Below are 16239 nucleotides of genomic sequence, written 5' to 3'. Positions count from 1 at the left end.
TAAACAGCGAGATAATCCCGGCCCTTGGCCCTCTGTAGGGCGGGGAAAAGGCAACTCACGGTAGTTCAAGGTAAATCAGATCGACTGCGGCAGCCGAAGTGATGGCTACGGCACGTCGCCGGTACGCCCGGGCTCGAGCAAGGGCCCGCGGTTCGAACACCTCCCTCGTGGTTATAGCCGTCCAGCGCAGGTTTGCCGCGCGCGAGCACGCGCGTGGTCTCGCGCGAGATTTGAGGTTTTCCACGGTCGTCCTGCTCACGAGTTGCCGCTGTGTTCACTAAAGGAGAAGTCCATGGGGAAACTCGACCTTTCGCGTCGTAGTTTTCTGAAGGCCAGCGTGTTGGCGGGTGTGTCGGTGTATATCGCGCCGATGGGCAGCCGCGCATTTGCTGCGTTGTTCGAAGACAAAATTCTGACGCCGGTTCAGTGGGACGCCGTCAACGGGCAGGCGAAATTCCGCATCGACGGTATCGCTAAAGTGACTGGCTCGAAAGTGTTCGCGCGCGACATCCGCGCCGCCGACATGCCGCACTGGCCGCAGCAGCAGTCGCACGCCTTCATCTTGCGCACGACGCAAGCCGACCGTAGCTATGAAGGCTTCGACCTGTCGCTGCTCGGCGACGAACTGAAGCCCGACCGCGTGGTGACGGCGGACGATTTGACGCGTGACGGCCTGATCTTCCCGGCCTTCTACGGCGACGATATGTTGCTGCCGCCGGGCAAGACGCCCGCGTATCTCGGCCAGGCGGTCGCGATCCTGATTTATCACGACTTCGCGCGCTTCCGCTTCGCCAAAGACAAGCTCAAGTTTCAGGATCAGATCATCCGTTACGGTGCGCCAACGGGGCCGCTCGAGCGCGATCCGTGGGGCACGTTCCGCTTTGTGCGCGTCGGCGGCAAGACGCCGTATGACGACGATATCTTCTCCAGTCTGAAAGATGCGCCGGTGTTCCCGAGCATGATGCGCAAGCACCAACCGGTGTGGCCGGACGGCGTCGAACACGGCAAGCTCGACGAGCAGGGCATGTTCCATGCCGGCCAGATCCAGCAGGAGCTGGATCATCCGTCGGCGGACTGGCTCGTCATGGAGCGCGAGTACAACACGCAGTCGATCGACACGGCCGCGCTCGAACCCGACAACGCGAACTGCTGGTACGACGCGGCGACACAATCGCTGCACATGGTCGTGCCGACCCAGGCGCCGTCCGAAGTTGCCGACAGTGCGGCCGGCATGGTCGCGAAGTGCGCGTTCCCGGTGAAGAACCTGTTCATTCACCCGTGCTACACGGTGGGCTATGGTTCGAAGGATCACTTCAACGTGCCGTTCTACGGCCTCGTCTGCGCGATGTATGCGGACGGCCGCCCGGTGCGCCTTGCGAACGATCGTTACGAGCAGTTCCAGACGTCGTTGAAACGCCATGCGTTCAAGATGAACTACCGGATCGCCGTCGATAAGAACACCGGTCTGATGCAATCGTTCAAGGCCGCGATGGAAGCGGACGGGGGCGGTCGCTGTAACTTCTCGCCGTCGGTGGCGATGGTCGGCGCGACGGCCGCGCAATCGATCTATTACTTTCCGAAGAACGATCTTTCGGCGGTGGCGATCGCCTCGCGCGCGATCGACGCCGGTTCGGCACGTGGCTACGGCACGCTGCAAAGCATGGCCGCGACCGAGATGATGGTCGACGAAATCGCCGCGCAACTGAAACTCGATCCGATCGACTTCCGCCTGAAAAACGCGCTGCGTTCGGGCATGAAGAACACCCAGGGCGCGGTGCCCGCAGGCGCGATTCGTGTCGATGACGTGTTGCAGAAGGCGAAGGTTCATCCGCTGTGGGTGAATCGCGCGAAACGTAAGGCCGAGTTCGAAGCCGCGCATCCGGGCAAGCGCTATGGCGTCGGTTTTGCGTGTGTGCAGAAGGACTTCGGCACGGGTGCGGAAACTTCATTCGCGAAGGTCGAGTTCAGCGCCGACGGCAAGATCGGCCTGCAACACACGGCGGCTGAAATCGGGACCGGCATGTCGACCTCGCAGGCGATCGCGGTCGCGAAGTGGCTCGGCAAGCCGGCCACCGACGTGCACGTCGCGATCACCGATTGGTCCGATCTGCCGGTCGTCACGAGCGGCGATCCGTACATGATGTCGCAAGCGGACCAGGACAAGCTGGCCGCGAATCCGCGCTGGTCGCCGGGCTATGCGTCGCCGTCGAGTGCGACGAATTCGGCGTTCTATTTCACGCACAGCACGCGCGAAGCGGCACGCGTCGTTTTCGCGCACGGCTTGTGGCCGGCGGCGATGTCGATCTGGAGCCAGGGCGGCGGCGGTGGTCAGGCCGCACCGCTGGTGGTGCGCATCGAGGACGCGCGTTGGGTCGACGGCAAGCTGTCGGCGGCGGGGCTTGAGGCGTTGCCGTTCGAACAGCTCGCGAAGAAGGCTCACGAGTTAGGTCTGGTCACGGGCGCAACGGTGCACGTGTTCAATCGCTGGCAATGGACCGAGTCGGACTTCGAGATCGACGGCAATGTCGAGCGTCTGCCGCTCGACGGGCTTGCGCTTCGATATGGCGACAACGCTTCGGCCGATAAAAAGAAACTGCAAACCACGCCGAACCATTACCGCGTGCTCGATCGTCTGCGCGTGTTCATTCCGCCGGTTCAGCGTAACAACGCAGCCGTGACGTACTACAGCGCCGTCGGCACACTGGTCGAGTTGTCGGTGCATGAAGCGAGCGGCAAGGTGGACCTGCTCGCCCATCACTCGATCATGGAATGCGGCAATCAGCTCTCGCCTCAACTCGTGTCGGGCCAACTGCAAGGCGGCCTTGCGATGGGTATCGGCCATGCGCTGCACGAGTATTTGCCGCTCTATGAAGACGGTCCAGGCAACGGCACGTGGAACTTCAATCGCTACCACTTGCCGCGCGCGACGGATGTCGCCGTCTGGACCCAGACCGGCGAAGTGCTGCCGCCGCTTACCGAGACCGATCCGCCGAAGGGCATCGCCGAAGTGGTGATGATTCCGGTGGTCGGCGCCATCGTGAACGGTATCGCGCACGCGATCGGCCATCGCTTTACCGATTTGCCGGTCACCCCGCAACGTATTCAGGAGGTGCTCGCATGACGGCCCCCACTCAAACTTCCGCTAATGCTGCGAGCGCCGTTGTTGCCTCGAGCTCTGTTTCTGGCGCTTCCGCCGCAGCTACTGCGGCCTCCAGTCCCGCGGGTGCTGCTGCCGCGCACACTGCTTCTGGTGCTTCTGGTGCATCGAGTGTCTCCGCCGGCGCGCCAGCCGCAACCGTGGTGGAGCGTCCGTTGACGCATTTCCGTACGCTGCCGGTGTCGGTCAAGGTGAACGGCGAGATCGTCGGCCCGACCGAGGTGCCTGCCGGTCTGATGATGATCGACTTCCTGCACGAGTATCTGCACCTGACCGGCTCGCGCCTCGGCTGTGGCCAGGGCATCTGCCACGCGTGCGTCGTGATCGTCGACAAGCCGGACGGCACCAGCGAAGAAGTGCGCACCTGCATCACGGGCGCGAATTTTTTCCACGGCAAAACCATCCGCACGATCGAAGGCCACGCTAAGCGCAACGAAGCAGGAGAGGTGGTCGAACTGTCACCGATCCAGCAGAAGTTTCTCGAGCACTTCAGTTTTCAGTGTGGCTACTGTACTCCCGGTTTCGTCAATGCGGCGACCGTGCTGATCGAACGTCTGAAGCGTCAGCCGATTGCCAAAGACAAGGTCGAGCAAACCATCACCGAGGCGCTGAACGACCATATCTGCCGTTGCACGGGCTACGTGCGCTACTACGAAGCCGTGAAGGAGGTCGTGATGACCACGCCAGGCCTCGTAAAGGACGCGGCATGATGACTCCCTCGATGAATGTGCGTCGCGCGTTGCTGTTGCTCGGCACGGCCGCTTTGCTAAGTGCCTGCGGTAAACACGATGACTCTGCTGCTGCGATGCAGGCAGCCGCCGCAATGGGCCCGCAATCCACCGCGGCCGATCCGCTCGCTCGCGGCCGTTACCTCGTGAAAGCCGCCGATTGCGCCGCCTGCCACACCACGTCGGATGGCGCGCCGTTCGCCGGTGGCGTGAAGCTGTCCTCGCCGTTCGGCACCTTCTACGGCACCAACATCACGCCGGACAAGGACCACGGTGTCGGCAAATGGAGCGCGGACGATCTCTACAAGGCGCTGCACGATGGCGTCACGCCGACGAAGCAGTTGTATCCGGCCATGCCGTACACGTCTTACCGTCAACTGTCGCGCGCGGATAGCGATGCGATCTACGCGTACCTGATGGCGCAGAAGCCGGCGGCCGTGGCGAACCATGAGCCCGAGTTGTCGTTCCCGTTCAACATGCGCTTTGGCGTGCGCTTCTGGAACTGGGTGTTCCTGACGGACACGTTGCCCGATGCATCGAAAGGCCAGTCGGCCGACTGGAATCGCGGGCGCTATCTGGCGAGCGCACTTGGCCATTGCGCCGAATGCCATACACCGCGCGGCAAGTTCGGCCAGCTCGACGGCGCCAGGCCGCTGACGGGCGCGGCGCTCGGCAGAATCGCCGCACTGGACATCACGCCGCATGGTTTGGCAGCGCGTGGCTGGACCGCAGCGGATCTGCAGTCGTTCTTCGCCACGGGCGTCGCGCCGCAAGGTTCGGCTTTCGGCGAGATGTATCCGGTCGTGCATCTGAGCAGTCAGTACATGACGCATGATGATCTGCGCGCGATGTCGAGCTATCTGCTTGGTGACCAGCCGCCGGCGCCGCAACCGTTGCAATCGGTCTCCGCCGATGCCGCGCAACTCGAGGCCGGGCGCAATGTGTATCTCGCGGTGTGTGCCGGCTGTCACGGGCTGAGCGGCGAGGGTAAGCCGCACGTCGCTGTGCCGATGCATGGCAACTCGACAGTGCGCCAAAGCGATGCGCACAATCTGATCGTGGCGATGCTTGATGGCATCGGCGCGCAGGATTTCCCGGGCCTCGAGCGGATGCAGGAGATGCCGGGCTTCGCCACGCAACTCAGCGACACGGAACTCGCGCAGCTCGCGAATTATCTGCGCGCGACGTATGGCGGCCAACCCGCCGACGTGACGGCCGATGCGGTGAAGGCGTTGCGTTGAAGCATGCCATGCGTTGGGCGCTGGAAATGAAGCGCTAATCGTTATGTAAGAAAGAGCCGGTGCCGATAAGGGCACCGGCTTTTTTTATATGCTCGCCACCAAGCCACCAAGCCACCAAGCCACCAAGCCACCAAGCCACCAAGCCACCAAGCCACCAAGCCACCAAGCCAATGATTGACGTCTTTTCACGCCGATCCTCGTGTCTCCCGCGAATGGCGTGCAATGAACTCACGCGCCAAGGTTTGCTCAAACGGTATCGCGCCGCTGCCGCCCGGCGGCGCGCCGTACGTTTCGCCGTAGACCGATCCGATGTCCTTCATGGAGACTTCATGAGCAATCTCGCAACGCAGATTCTTCCTCATCATAGTGACCCTCATTCGGTGGGTGCGCCGCTGGCTTGCGTACAGGTACGATCAGCAAGGTGTTCCTCAGCCCGGAATTTCACCACGCCGCCGAACATCAGCAATTCGTCATCAAAATCGACAAGGTCGTGAAGTTCGACGGCGGCACGCAGAACCTGGTGGGTACCGAAGTATTCGTTGCTGTGCGCTACGGCGACAGCGAAGGGCTCGCGCAGGAGATCCCCGGTCTGCAGGTCGGGCAGCCAATCGAGGCGCAAGGCGAATACATCGCCGAAGCCAGCGCCTATCCAACCGCCGATAACAACAACCCTGTTCTGCCGGTGCTGCACTTCACGCATCATCCGGTCGGCTACGTGCTGTATCAAGGGCATACCTACAGCTAGGCCAGTCGCTGCGAGCCGGGCGGGCGCACGCCCGCCCGTCCGCTCGCCTGCGCATTTCCCATCCCCGTTCCTCGTCTCGCGTACCGGCCATTCAAGTTTTCGCCGCGTTGTGCCGATAAGCAAACGTTATCGTCCGGTCGTCGGGCGGCGCGGCCGTTTACGGTCTTCGCGATCATGCGCGTAGAGACCGCGAGGCCGACGCCGCGTGTGAGGCGCAGACGGACCTGATGTGCCGGCTGGTGCCGTCAGGGCGGCGGTAGTCGGACCAGCACGGAACAGCACGGAGCAGCGGAGGCTCCGCGACGTGCGGCGCCGGACTGGTTGCGGATGCAACCGTGTCTGCAACACCGTAAGTAAGGTTTGTATCTGTTTGTGTGGACCGGGACGTTTTTTGCAAAACGCACTTTACAATTCCGCGTGAATTTTAATCGGCAATCTGGCCCTTTTCGCGGAAGATCGGCTGTTTTCGGGCATCCGGGCATCCGAAGACCCGGCGTCCGGGCATTCAGCATCTGGGCATCCAGTAAGGCGAAAGGGATTGGGTTGGACGGCAGGGCACGGGTGGGCGCCGCACGAGGCGGCCTCGCTGTGTCGCGGCGGAAAGCAGCGCTTCGTCAGTCAGAATGCGCGCATTGCACGCGACAGGGCAGCATCCGGCTCGCCAATAAAAAGCAGGAGTCGAACATGTTGGGAAAGCGTTTCGACAGAACAATGATGGCCAGTCTGGCTGGCGTGTGGGTCGCGCTGGCGGTCAGCGGTTGTGCGAATGTGGGACAGCCGGACGCGCAAACTGGCGCGGCATCGGGCGCGTCGGCTGCCTCCGGTGTGCCGGCAGCGGCTGCAGCGCCGGCTTCCGGTGCGCTCGCAAGTTCGCCGGTCCAGTTGGCCGCCGACGACGGTACGCCGCTTAAAAAGTCGCCGCCGTTGGTGTATCGCGTCAAGCGTGGCGACACGTTGGCGCGCATCGCGCAGCATCATCATTGCAGTGTCAGGCAGTTACAGGCGTGGAACGGGCTCAAGCCGTCCTCGCGATTGAAGCTCGGGCAGGTACTGCACGTCGCTTCGCCGGAAACGGTGCGGGCCGCCAACGCGGCAACTGCCGCTGCGAAGGCTGCGGCGGCGTCCGCGCCAGCCGTTCCGCTTGCCGCGCAGCAGGCGCCGGCGGGAACCACATCGCAGGCAACGACGCAGTCCGCCACGCCATCACCCGCGCCCAGTGCAGCCGAGGCGCGCGAAGTCGCGCAGCAGACTTCCCGGCATGCGAACGGCGTGTCGCTGGTATGGCCTGCAGGCGGCCGTGTAGTCGAAGCATTCCAGCCGGGCGAAACACGCGGCATCGAAATCGGCGGCAAGGCCGGCGATCCGGTGCGGGCTGCGGCCGACGGTAAGGTGATGTATGCCGGCACCGGTTTGAACAGCTACGGCAGTCTGATCATCGTCCAGCACAACAAGGACTTTTTGACCGCGTACTCGCATAACCGCAAGCTACTGGTCAAAATCGGCGACATCGTGCGGCAAGGCCAGCAGATTGCCGAGATGGGCGATGAGAACAACTCGCGCGTCTCGGTCGGTTTCGAGTTGCGCCGTGACGGCAAGCCGATTGATCCGATGCCGTATTTGCCGCAAGGCCGCGGCTAGACGCGGCTAGACATTAGCCGGCGATTTTTCGCCATACCAAACAAGCAGCGATCCCGGTCATTCATTTGCGGGGATAGCTGCTTCGTCACATCCTCGCATCCGGGGCCTCCGAGTCCACTCCCAGGCAGATCAGACCGGCTAACGGTAACGCGCCTTCCTTCAATCGAACCAGCGCAGCGCCGCTGCGACGATCGCTTCGGGCGCGTCTTCCTGCACCAGATGACCGGCCTTGGGCACTGCCTGAAAGCGCGCCTCGGGTATGACCGCCGCCAGTTGCCGGCCGCGTTCGAGCGGAATCCACTGGTCGTCTTCGCCCCACAGGATTTGCGTCGGGCAACGCATCTGCGAATAACGTGTTTCGACCGCGTCGGTGTAGCGCTGATCCATCTGGGCGATCTGGCGGTAGAACGCGGCTTGTCCCATTGCGCCGAGCCACGGCGTCATATAAGGCGCGAGTTCCTCGTCCGGAATGTCGCGAGCAATCGCGCCGCGCACGTAGGCCTTCACCACCGCTTCGTGGATATACGGCGGCAGCCCGGCGAAGGCCGCGCCGTGTTCGCGCACGTGCTGCACGAACGGCGAACCCCATGGTGCGACGGCGACCGGATCGATCAGCGTCAGGCTGCGATAGTCGCACCCGTCAATGAGATGCGCGCGCAAGGAAGTGGCGCCGCCGAAATCGTGCGCGATGATGTCCGGATTCGTCAGTTGCCAATGCGCGAGCAACTCCGCCAGCAGCACGTTCTGCACGCCGAGCGAGACGTCCTGAGCGTCGCGTTGCTCGGATTGGCCGTAGCCAAGCAGATCGTAGTAATACACGGTGCGCACTGGCGCGAGATGCGCAGCGATGCGATGCCACACATACGAAGAAAACGGTGTGCCATGAACCAGCACCAGCGGCGGGCCGTTGCCGGTCACGCGAAAACGTACGGTTTGATCACGGAACGTATAGCTTTCGGGAAGCGGCCAGTTTTGCATGGTGATGAGCGTCGCGAGAAAGTCTGCTTACATTAGCAGGGCGCGCCAAAGCGCGCTGACCGGCTTATCGTAGTGTCGTAGCGCGCTCGGAAAGCCTCCCGCAAAAGCTCACCTTTGTTTTATTCAGCAAAGCCAGGCAAATTCAAAAGACTGTGACTCACGGCGTCGCCGGATTGAACGGTGAGTGGCGCGGATATAGCGTACTGTTACGAAACGAGCATAAATCACCTTGAAACAAGGTGTTTTTGTGTTGGCTGGATTCGGGAAACCTGGTAATCGTCGAGGACACGTCGATTCGGTATTCAACGAAACGACGTGTCCTCGACCAGAATGTGCGTGTGGCAATGGTGAGCGAATTCGGGAGCCGAAGGCGCAATCAATACGGGACGCCGCGCTGCCACGCACTACCACAGCGACAACCTCCGGCTAACGCCGACGAAACCGAGGCAAAGTAACGCGCCGTCGGCTACTTCGTTTCAGCGCCGCGCAGCAATTGCGAAACCTGGCCGTGGTGATGCAGGATCGCCGGGTCGACTTGCAGGAGCGGCAAGTAGCGCGGCAGGAATGCGTTGTTGGGCTGGTCGGGAGAAAAGAGGCCGGAGACGGCTTCGGCTGCGGCGAGCCGATCGGCGGCGTCTGCTTCCTTGTCGTCGAGAATCTCGTCGACGTTGGCGATCACCGTGGAGAGCGGCGTGAGCCAGCGGAACGCCGAACCGTTAATGAGCACCTGCAGGAAGGCCGCCGGGGTCACAGGGCCGAATTCCTTTTCGTACGCCGCGCGCTCGTGATCGAGAATCGACTTATGCAGCGCCAGTAGCGGTTTGCGAATCTCCGAGAGGAATTGAATGCATTGCTGGTCGTTCATCTTGCCGCTCCTTCGGATAGTCATGCCGGTTCAGACCGGGCGATCGGATCAAGCCAGATCCATGCTAACAAAATCGCTCGCAGATCCATCAATAAGATTGATGCGCGCACGCGAAGCGCATCAGATCAAACCAATGCCGCAATGGTAACGCATTGATTTGAATCTCGTTTCACTTCCGGCAAGCGCCGCCGCGAAGTCCCTTTCGCCATGTGGATGCGCGTGCGGACATGTCACGTTGTCGGCGAATTTCTTTATCCACGACTACAATTTCCAGGTCCCTTCCAGTGCACTCGCGCTGCGCATCATTTACTGTACTCATTGATCTGCAATTGAACTGTAGCCGCATGACGTATTAGCACGGCGTGTCGAATAAACACGGCAAGTCTTTGCGTTTTGGTTCGACGTCTCTGTCTAAACAGACTGATAAACAATAAACCCCACCCGGAGCCGCCCATGACAACGTTCAACATCAACGGCCAGACTCATACCGTCGACGCACCCCCCGACATGCCCCTCTTGTGGGTCTTGCGCGACCTCGTCGGTTTGACCGGCACCAAGTTCGGTTGTGGTATCGCTCAATGCGGCGCGTGCACCGTGCATCTCGATGGCGTCGCGGTGCGCTCGTGCGTGCTGCCGGCGGCGGCTGTCGGCGATAAGAAAATCACCACCATCGAAGCGGTCGGCAGCACGCCGGCCGGGCAGAAGGTGCAGCAGGCGTGGCGTCAGCTGGACGTCGTGCAATGCGGCTACTGTCAGTCCGGGCAGGTGATGTCGGCGGCTTCACTGATCGCGAGCAACCCCAATCCAAGCGATGCGGATATCGACGCCGCCATGGCCGGCAACATCTGCCGCTGTGGGACGTACAACCGCATCCGCGCGGCGATCAAGCAAGCCGCGAAGGGAGCCTGACATGTCCCAGGGATTGCTCGATTCACAAAACGGCGCGCAGCCGTCGAAGGGTGGCATCTCGCGCCGCACCTTCCTCAAATTCGGCGTCACGGTAGGCGCGGCAACCGGCGGCGGCTTGCTGCTCGGCTTCAGCATGCCGGCTGCCAGTCAGGACCAGAAGGCCGGCAAATCGGTGATCGGCGGCGATGGGGATGAAGCGCCACAAAGCGGCGTCTTCGCGCCGAACGCCTTCATTCAGATCGACACCGCGGGCAAGGTCACGCTGGTGATTCCGAAGGTCGAAATGGGGCAAGGCGTCTATACGTCGATCCCGATGCTGATCGCCGAAGAACTCGAAGTACCGCTCGATTCGGTCACGCTCGACCATGCACCGCCGAACGAAAAGCTCTTCATGGATCCGCTGCTCGGCGGCCAGCTCACCGGCGGTTCGACGTCGATTCGTTATGCATGGGAGCCGATGCGCCGTGCCGGCGCAACCGCGCGCACGGTACTGATCAGCGCCGCCGCGCAGCAATGGCAAGTCGATCCGGCAAGCTGTCATGCGCAGGCCGGACAGGTGATGCATGCGGCGAGCAATCGCAGCATCGGCTACGGTCAGTTGGTAAGCGCCGCCGCCAAATTGCCCGCGCCGCAGAACGTCAAGTTGAAAGACCCGAAGGATTTCAAGCTGATCGGCACGCCGGCCAAACGGCTTGATTCGCCCGAGAAGGTCGACGGCACGGCGATGTTCGGGCTGGACGTGCGCGTGCCCGACATGGTCTACGCGGCCATCGCGAATTGCCCGGTGTTCGGTGGCACGCTCGCGAGCGTCGACGATACCAACGCGAAGAAGATTCCCGGCGTGCGCCGGGTCGTCAAGCTCGATAACGCGGTCGCCGTGATCGGCGATCACACGTGGGCCGCCAAACGCGGTTTGCAGGCGCTGGATATCAAATGGAACGAAGGCGCGGGCGCGCAGATCGGGATGAAGCAGATCGTCGACGATCTCGCCAATGCGTCGCAGCGCAATGGCGCGGTGGCGCGTAAAGACGGCGACGTGAACAACGCGTTTTCAAACGCGAAGACACGCATCGACGCCGTGTATCAGCAGCCGTTCCTCGCGCACGCCACGATGGAACCGATCAACTGCACGGTGCATGTGCGGCCCGACGGCTGCGATGTCTGGCTCGGCTCGCAAGTGCCGACGCGGGTGGTGGATGCCGCGGTTGCCGTCACCGGCTTGCCCGCTGACAAGATCGTCGTGCACAACCATCTGATTGGCGGCGGCTTCGGCCGGCGGCTCGAGTTCGACATGGTCACGCAGGCGGTCAAGATCGGCAAGCAGGTCCCGACGCCGGTGAAGGTGCTGTGGACGCGTGAAGAAGACATCCAGCACGACATGTACCGGCCGTACTACTACGACAAGATCTCGGCGGGCCTCGACGCGAACGGCAAGCCGATCGCGTGGCAGCACCGGATTGTCGGCTCGTCTGTCATGGCGCGCTTTGCCCCGCCCGCCTTCCAGCATGGGCTCGACCCGGATGCCGTGGAAGTGGCTGCCGACCTGCCGTATGACCTGCCGAACCAGCTGATCGACTATGTGCGCCAGGAACCGCATGCTGTTCCCACCGCATTCTGGCGCGGCGTGGGGCCGACGCGCGGTACCTTCGTGGTCGAGAGTTTCGTCGACGAACTTGCCGCGCAGGCGAAAATCGATCCGGTGAAATATCGCCAGGATCTGCTGGGCAAAACGCCGCGCGCGCTGAACGTGCTCAATACCGCCACGCAGGCGGCGAATTGGGGCAGTGCGGTGCCGAAGGGCCAAGGGCGCGGTGTCTCGGTGATGCATGCGTTCGGCAGCTTCTTCGCGATCGTCGTCGACGTTGCGGTCGATCAGGGCGAGGTGGCCGTCAAGCGGGTCGTGTGTGCGGTCGATTGCGGGATGGTGGTGAACCCGAACACGATCGAAGCACAGGTACAGGGCGGCATCATCTTCGGCATCACGGCGGCGCTCTATAGCGAGATCACGATCAAGGACGGTCGCGTCGAGCAGAACAACTTCACCGACTACCGGATGCTGCGCATCGATCAAACACCGCCGATCGAGGTGCATATCGTGAAGAGCAGCGAGGCGCCTGGCGGCATCGGCGAGCCTGGCACAGCGGCGCTCGCGCCGGCTCTGACGAACGCGATTTTTGCGGCCACCGGTAAGCGGCTGCGGCAATTGCCGGTCGGCAGTCAACTTCAAACCGCCTGACTGGAGCCCAACATGAAAAACACACTGAAGGGTTTCGGTGCAGCGCTGTGTGTGGCGTTGCCGTTCCTCACGCAAACTCCGGCGCAAGCCGCGGATCAGGCGCTGGTGCAACGCGGCGCCTATCTGGCGAAGGTCGGCGATTGTGTCGCTTGCCATACGGCGCCGAAAGGCAAACCGTTCGCGGGCGGCCTGCCGATGACTACGCCGATGGGCCAGATTTACACCACCAACATCACGCCGGATCAGCAAACCGGCATCGGAAACTACACGGAAGAGGACTTTGCGAAAGCGATGCGCGAAGGCGTCGCGAAAGACGGTCACAACCTGTATCCGGCAATGCCGTATCCGTCGTATGCGAAGGTCAACGACGACGACATGAAAGCGCTGTACGCGTACTTCATGAGCGGCGTGGCGCCGGTGCTGCAGGCGAACCGTGAGCCGGATATCAAATGGCCTCTGAACATGCGCTGGCCGTTGAAGTTCTGGAACATGGTGTTCCTGGAGAAGGGCGCCTATCAGGACAAGCCGGGCAAGGATGTCGCGTGGAATCGGGGCGCGTATCTGATCCAGGGCCTGGGGCATTGCGGTTCGTGCCATACGCCGCGCGGCATCGCGTTCCAGGAGAAGGCGCTGGATGAAAGCGGCAACGCGTTCCTCACGGGCGGCGTGCTCGACGGCTGGTTCGCGGCGAACCTGACCGGCGAGCACAACGTCGGCCTGGGTCGCTGGAACGATCAGGATCTGCAGGCGTTCCTGAAGACCGGCGCCAATCGCCACGCATCGGCATTCGGCTCGATGACCAGCGTGATCAACAACAGCACGCAGGGCATGAACGATACCGACATCGCCGCGATGTCCACGTACCTGAAGTCGCTACCGCCTGCGGGCGGCAGTGGTACGCCGCCTTATACGTACGATCCACAAGCGACGAAGGTGTCGCTGAACCGTCCCGCGAACGATGCCGGCGCGCGTGTTTATACGGCGTATTGCATGCACTGCCATGGTGTCGACGGACGCGGCTTTGCGCCAATGCTTGCGCCGTTGGCCGGTAATCCGAACGTGCTGGAGAAGGATCCGTCCTCGCTGATCAATGTGACGTTGAACGGTACGGAGGATCTGGTGATCGGCGGCATTCCCGCACCGTACCCGATGCCGAAGTACGCACCGGTGCTCAACGACCAGCAGATCGCGGATGTGCTGACCTTCGTGCGTGCCGGGTGGAATAACGGCGGGTCGGCAGTCACGGCGGGTGACGTAGCGAAGTTGCGGAAGTCGACGCAGGCGGCGAAGTAGTCAAATCGCTATGGCAATAAAAAACGGCAACCGGGTGAAACGGTTGCCGTTTTTTTATGCATGCGTGTGAGGGCCACTAAGCGTTTGGGGAGGCGTTCAGTGAAGCAAAGAACAGCCAACGGCAAGTCACCGGTGCTGCCCCACCTTCTGCCGCTTCTCCAGCACGCGCGCGTACCACGTCAACGGGAAACACATCGCGAAGTAAATCATCGCGACCATGCCGTAGATCGGGAACGGGCGGAATGCGGCGTTGGTGATCATCGTGCCGGTCTTGGTCAATTCCGTGAAGCCGATGATCGACGCGAGCGCCGTGCTCTTCACCACCTGCACGAGGAAGCCGACCGTCGGCGCCACAGCGATCTTCAGCGCCTGCGGCCAGATGATGTAGCGCAGTTGCTGGCTGAACGTCATGCCCAGACTCGCGCCCGCAGCCCATTGACCACGCGGCACGGCTTCCACGCAACCACGCCAGATATCGACCAGGTACGCGCTGGTATAAAGCGTCAGCGTGACGGCTGCCGCAACCCAGGGCGACACATCGACACCCAGCAACGGCAGGCCGAAGAAGGCCAGAAACAGCTGCATCAGCAAGGGCGTGCCCTGAAACACTTCCACATACACCACCACGATCCGCCGCAGCCACGGCAACGGTGACACGCGCATGGCGAGCAGGATCAGCCCGACAATGCCGCCGCCGACAAACGCGATCAACGACAACAACACCGTCCAGCGGGCGGCGAGCAACAGATTGCGGGCGATGTCCCACAGCGTGAATTCGACCATGATCAACGCTCCGTCGGCAAAGTGCGGGCGCCGCGCCACATCAGGCGGGTGCGCCAGTTACGCGGCGCGCTGCCGTTGCTGCCGCCGCGAGCCACACGGCCCGCGAAGAGGCCGCGGCCGAGCCGGTTCATGAGTTGCCGCAGTACGATCGACAACACCAGATACGTCGCGGTGATGATCACGTAGCTCTCGAACGAGCGGAAATTGCGTGACTGGATGAAGTTGGCCGCATAAGTCAGATCGGGCACCGAAATCTGCGAGACCACCGCCGAACCAAGCATCACAATCAGCACCTGGCTCAGCAGCGCGGGAAACACGTTGGCGACCGCCTGCGGCAGCACGACGTAGCGAAATACTTGCCGTCCATGCAGGCCGAGCGCTTGCGCGGCCTGCACCTGACCGCGCGGGATCGAGTCGATACCGGCGCGCACGATTTCGATCGCGTACGCGCCGAGATTGACGGTCATCGCCAGAATCGCGGCCTGCACCTCGTCGATATGAATGCCGAGGCTCGGCAAGCCGAAGAAGATGAAGAACAACTGCACGATGAAGGGCGTGTTGCGGATCAATTCGACGTAAGTCGCGACCACCCAGCGCGCCCACTTCGGGCCGGCCACCGCAATGCTCGCGCCGCCAATGCCGACGAGACCGCCGAGCACGGTGGATACGGCGGTCAGCCCCAGCGTGACGGCGACGCCGCGCGCGAGCAGCCCCGCATAGAGGCCGAAACCGCTGAAATCGAACGCATAAGTCATGGCGTGGCGCTCATCGTGAGGTCAAACTCCGGCGCGGGCCGGCCTGGCCGGTCCGCGCAAAAACGGTTCAGAGGTCGGCCGGCAGCGGCGCACGCAGCCATTTCTGCGAAATCGCGTTCATGGTGCCGTCCTTGCGGGCCTTGGCAATCGTTTCGTCGACTTTCTGCTTCAAACGCGGCTCGTTCTTGTTCAAACCGACGTGATCCGGCGAGCTGAATAGCGAGAACTTCTGCTCGGGATCGTTCGCCGGATGACGCGCGAGAATGGTTGCGCCGACGTCGTTGCCGACTACCATCAACTGTACCTGACCAGAAAGAAACGCCGAAATTGCGCCGTTAGGATCGTCGAATCTTTTGATGTTCGCACTGGGGGGCGCGATTTTGGTCACGCTCAGGTCTTCCAGCGTGCCGCGCGCAACTGAGATCGACTTGCCGGCGAGGTCGGCGGCGTTCTTCACGGGCAGCGTCTTCGGGCCGAAGACGGCGAGGTAGTAGGGCGCGTAGGGCTGCGAGAAGTCGATCACCTTTTCGCGTTCCGGCGTCTGACCGACTGAAAGCAGCATGTCAGTCTTGTGGTCAGCGAGGTAGGCCATGCGGTTGTCGCCGGTCACCTGCACGAGTTCGACCTTTGCGTTGAGCGACTTGCCGATCAGATTCGCGACGTCGATGTCGTAGCCCATCGGCTTCATGTCTGCGCCGATCGAGCCGAACGGCGGGTAGTCCTCGAATACGCCGATGCGTACCGTGCCGGACTTGGCGATGTTGTCGAGCGCGTCGGCATGCGCAGCCGACGAAAAGGCGCACAGTGCGCCGAGGCCGGTGAAGGCGAGCGTCGCGGCGAGGGTGGCGAAGACGCGGCGCGCGTTCGATTGGGCAACTTGGGGCTGATTCATGGTCTTTCCTCTGTCGAAA

The 16239-nt window shown here is 62.4% G+C and carries 14 protein-coding genes; 8 read left to right on the top strand and 6 right to left on the bottom strand.

Annotated features, from left to right (window positions below; all coding sequences use genetic code 11):
- Positions 1-292 precede the first annotated feature (292 nt).
- Genes PQQ86_RS30310 through PQQ86_RS30300 form a run of 3 tightly spaced genes read left to right on the top strand, consistent with a single transcriptional unit; the run spans position 293 to position 5126 of the window.
- Positions 293-3121, top strand: coding sequence for a xanthine dehydrogenase family protein molybdopterin-binding subunit (locus PQQ86_RS30310; protein WP_408275446.1), 2829 nt, complete (start codon positions 293-295; stop codon positions 3119-3121).
- Positions 3118-3867 carry a (2Fe-2S)-binding protein gene (locus PQQ86_RS30305; RefSeq protein ID WP_408275443.1) on the top strand — a complete coding sequence of 250 codons (750 nt, stop codon included), beginning with the start codon at positions 3118-3120 and terminating at the stop codon, positions 3865-3867. The genes PQQ86_RS30310 and PQQ86_RS30305 overlap by 4 nt, the downstream gene beginning before the upstream one ends.
- Complete coding sequence (locus PQQ86_RS30300; protein WP_408275440.1) at positions 3864-5126, top strand: c-type cytochrome; 1263 nt, start codon at positions 3864-3866, stop codon at positions 5124-5126. Before PQQ86_RS30305 ends, PQQ86_RS30300 begins: the two co-directional genes overlap by 4 nt.
- Positions 5127-5311: 185 nt before the next feature.
- Here PQQ86_RS30300 and PQQ86_RS30295 read toward each other — a convergent pair whose 3' ends face one another.
- Positions 5312-5491 carry a hypothetical protein gene (locus PQQ86_RS30295; RefSeq protein ID WP_408275437.1) on the bottom strand — a complete coding sequence of 60 codons (180 nt, stop codon included), beginning with the start codon at positions 5489-5491 and terminating at the stop codon, positions 5312-5314.
- 32 nt (positions 5492-5523) lie between these two features.
- On the opposite strand from PQQ86_RS30295, the gene PQQ86_RS30290 reads away from it, so the two are divergent.
- Positions 5524-5871, top strand: a complete 348-nt coding sequence (locus tag PQQ86_RS30290) for a hypothetical protein (protein WP_408275435.1) — start codon at positions 5524-5526, stop codon at positions 5869-5871.
- A 684-nt stretch (positions 5872-6555) separates the two neighbouring features.
- Positions 6556-7509, top strand: a complete 954-nt coding sequence (locus PQQ86_RS30285) for a peptidoglycan DD-metalloendopeptidase family protein (protein WP_408275433.1) — start codon at positions 6556-6558, stop codon at positions 7507-7509.
- A 159-nt stretch (positions 7510-7668) separates the two neighbouring features.
- On the opposite strand, the gene PQQ86_RS30280 is transcribed toward PQQ86_RS30285, so the two are convergent.
- Positions 7669-8487: an alpha/beta fold hydrolase gene (locus PQQ86_RS30280; RefSeq protein ID WP_408275430.1), complete on the bottom strand. Its 819-nt coding sequence runs from the start codon at positions 8485-8487 to the stop codon at positions 7669-7671.
- A gap of 466 nt (positions 8488-8953) precedes the next feature.
- The gene (locus PQQ86_RS30275) at positions 8954-9352 is read right to left on the bottom strand and encodes a hypothetical protein (protein ID WP_408275427.1); all 399 of its coding nucleotides are present in this window, start codon (positions 9350-9352) and stop codon (positions 8954-8956) included.
- Positions 9353-9805: 453 nt separating this feature from the next.
- On the opposite strand from PQQ86_RS30275, the gene PQQ86_RS30270 reads away from it, so the two are divergent.
- The 3 genes from PQQ86_RS30270 to PQQ86_RS30260 are packed head-to-tail and all read left to right on the top strand — an operon-like array spanning position 9806 to position 13790.
- Complete coding sequence (locus tag PQQ86_RS30270) at positions 9806-10261, top strand: (2Fe-2S)-binding protein (protein WP_093638590.1); 456 nt, start codon at positions 9806-9808, stop codon at positions 10259-10261.
- A 1-nt stretch (position 10262) separates the two neighbouring features.
- The gene (locus tag PQQ86_RS30265; RefSeq protein WP_408275424.1) at positions 10263-12497 is read left to right on the top strand and encodes a xanthine dehydrogenase family protein molybdopterin-binding subunit; all 2235 of its coding nucleotides are present in this window, start codon (positions 10263-10265) and stop codon (positions 12495-12497) included.
- A 12-nt stretch (positions 12498-12509) separates the two neighbouring features.
- On the top strand, positions 12510-13790 hold the full coding sequence (locus tag PQQ86_RS30260) for a c-type cytochrome (RefSeq protein ID WP_408275421.1): 1281 nt from the start codon (positions 12510-12512) through the stop codon (positions 13788-13790).
- Positions 13791-13916: 126 nt separating this feature from the next.
- Here PQQ86_RS30260 and PQQ86_RS30255 read toward each other — a convergent pair whose 3' ends face one another.
- The 3 genes from PQQ86_RS30255 to PQQ86_RS30245 form a co-directional block, all read right to left on the bottom strand.
- Positions 13917-14573 carry an amino acid ABC transporter permease gene (locus PQQ86_RS30255; RefSeq protein WP_054036418.1) on the bottom strand — a complete coding sequence of 219 codons (657 nt, stop codon included), beginning with the start codon at positions 14571-14573 and terminating at the stop codon, positions 13917-13919.
- A 2-nt stretch (positions 14574-14575) separates the two neighbouring features.
- The gene (locus tag PQQ86_RS30250) at positions 14576-15328 is read right to left on the bottom strand and encodes an amino acid ABC transporter permease (protein WP_408275418.1); all 753 of its coding nucleotides are present in this window, start codon (positions 15326-15328) and stop codon (positions 14576-14578) included.
- 67 nt (positions 15329-15395) lie between these two features.
- Positions 15396-16220, bottom strand: coding sequence for a transporter substrate-binding domain-containing protein (locus PQQ86_RS30245; RefSeq protein WP_408275415.1), 825 nt, complete (start codon positions 16218-16220; stop codon positions 15396-15398).
- Positions 16221-16239 lie beyond the last annotated feature (19 nt).

This window comes from Paraburkholderia sediminicola (genome assembly GCF_046026675.1).
Taxonomy (GTDB): domain Bacteria; phylum Pseudomonadota; class Gammaproteobacteria; order Burkholderiales; family Burkholderiaceae; genus Paraburkholderia; species Paraburkholderia sediminicola_F.
Note: the sequence above shows the minus strand (reverse complement) of the source record. Positions and strands in the feature narration are given on the sequence as shown.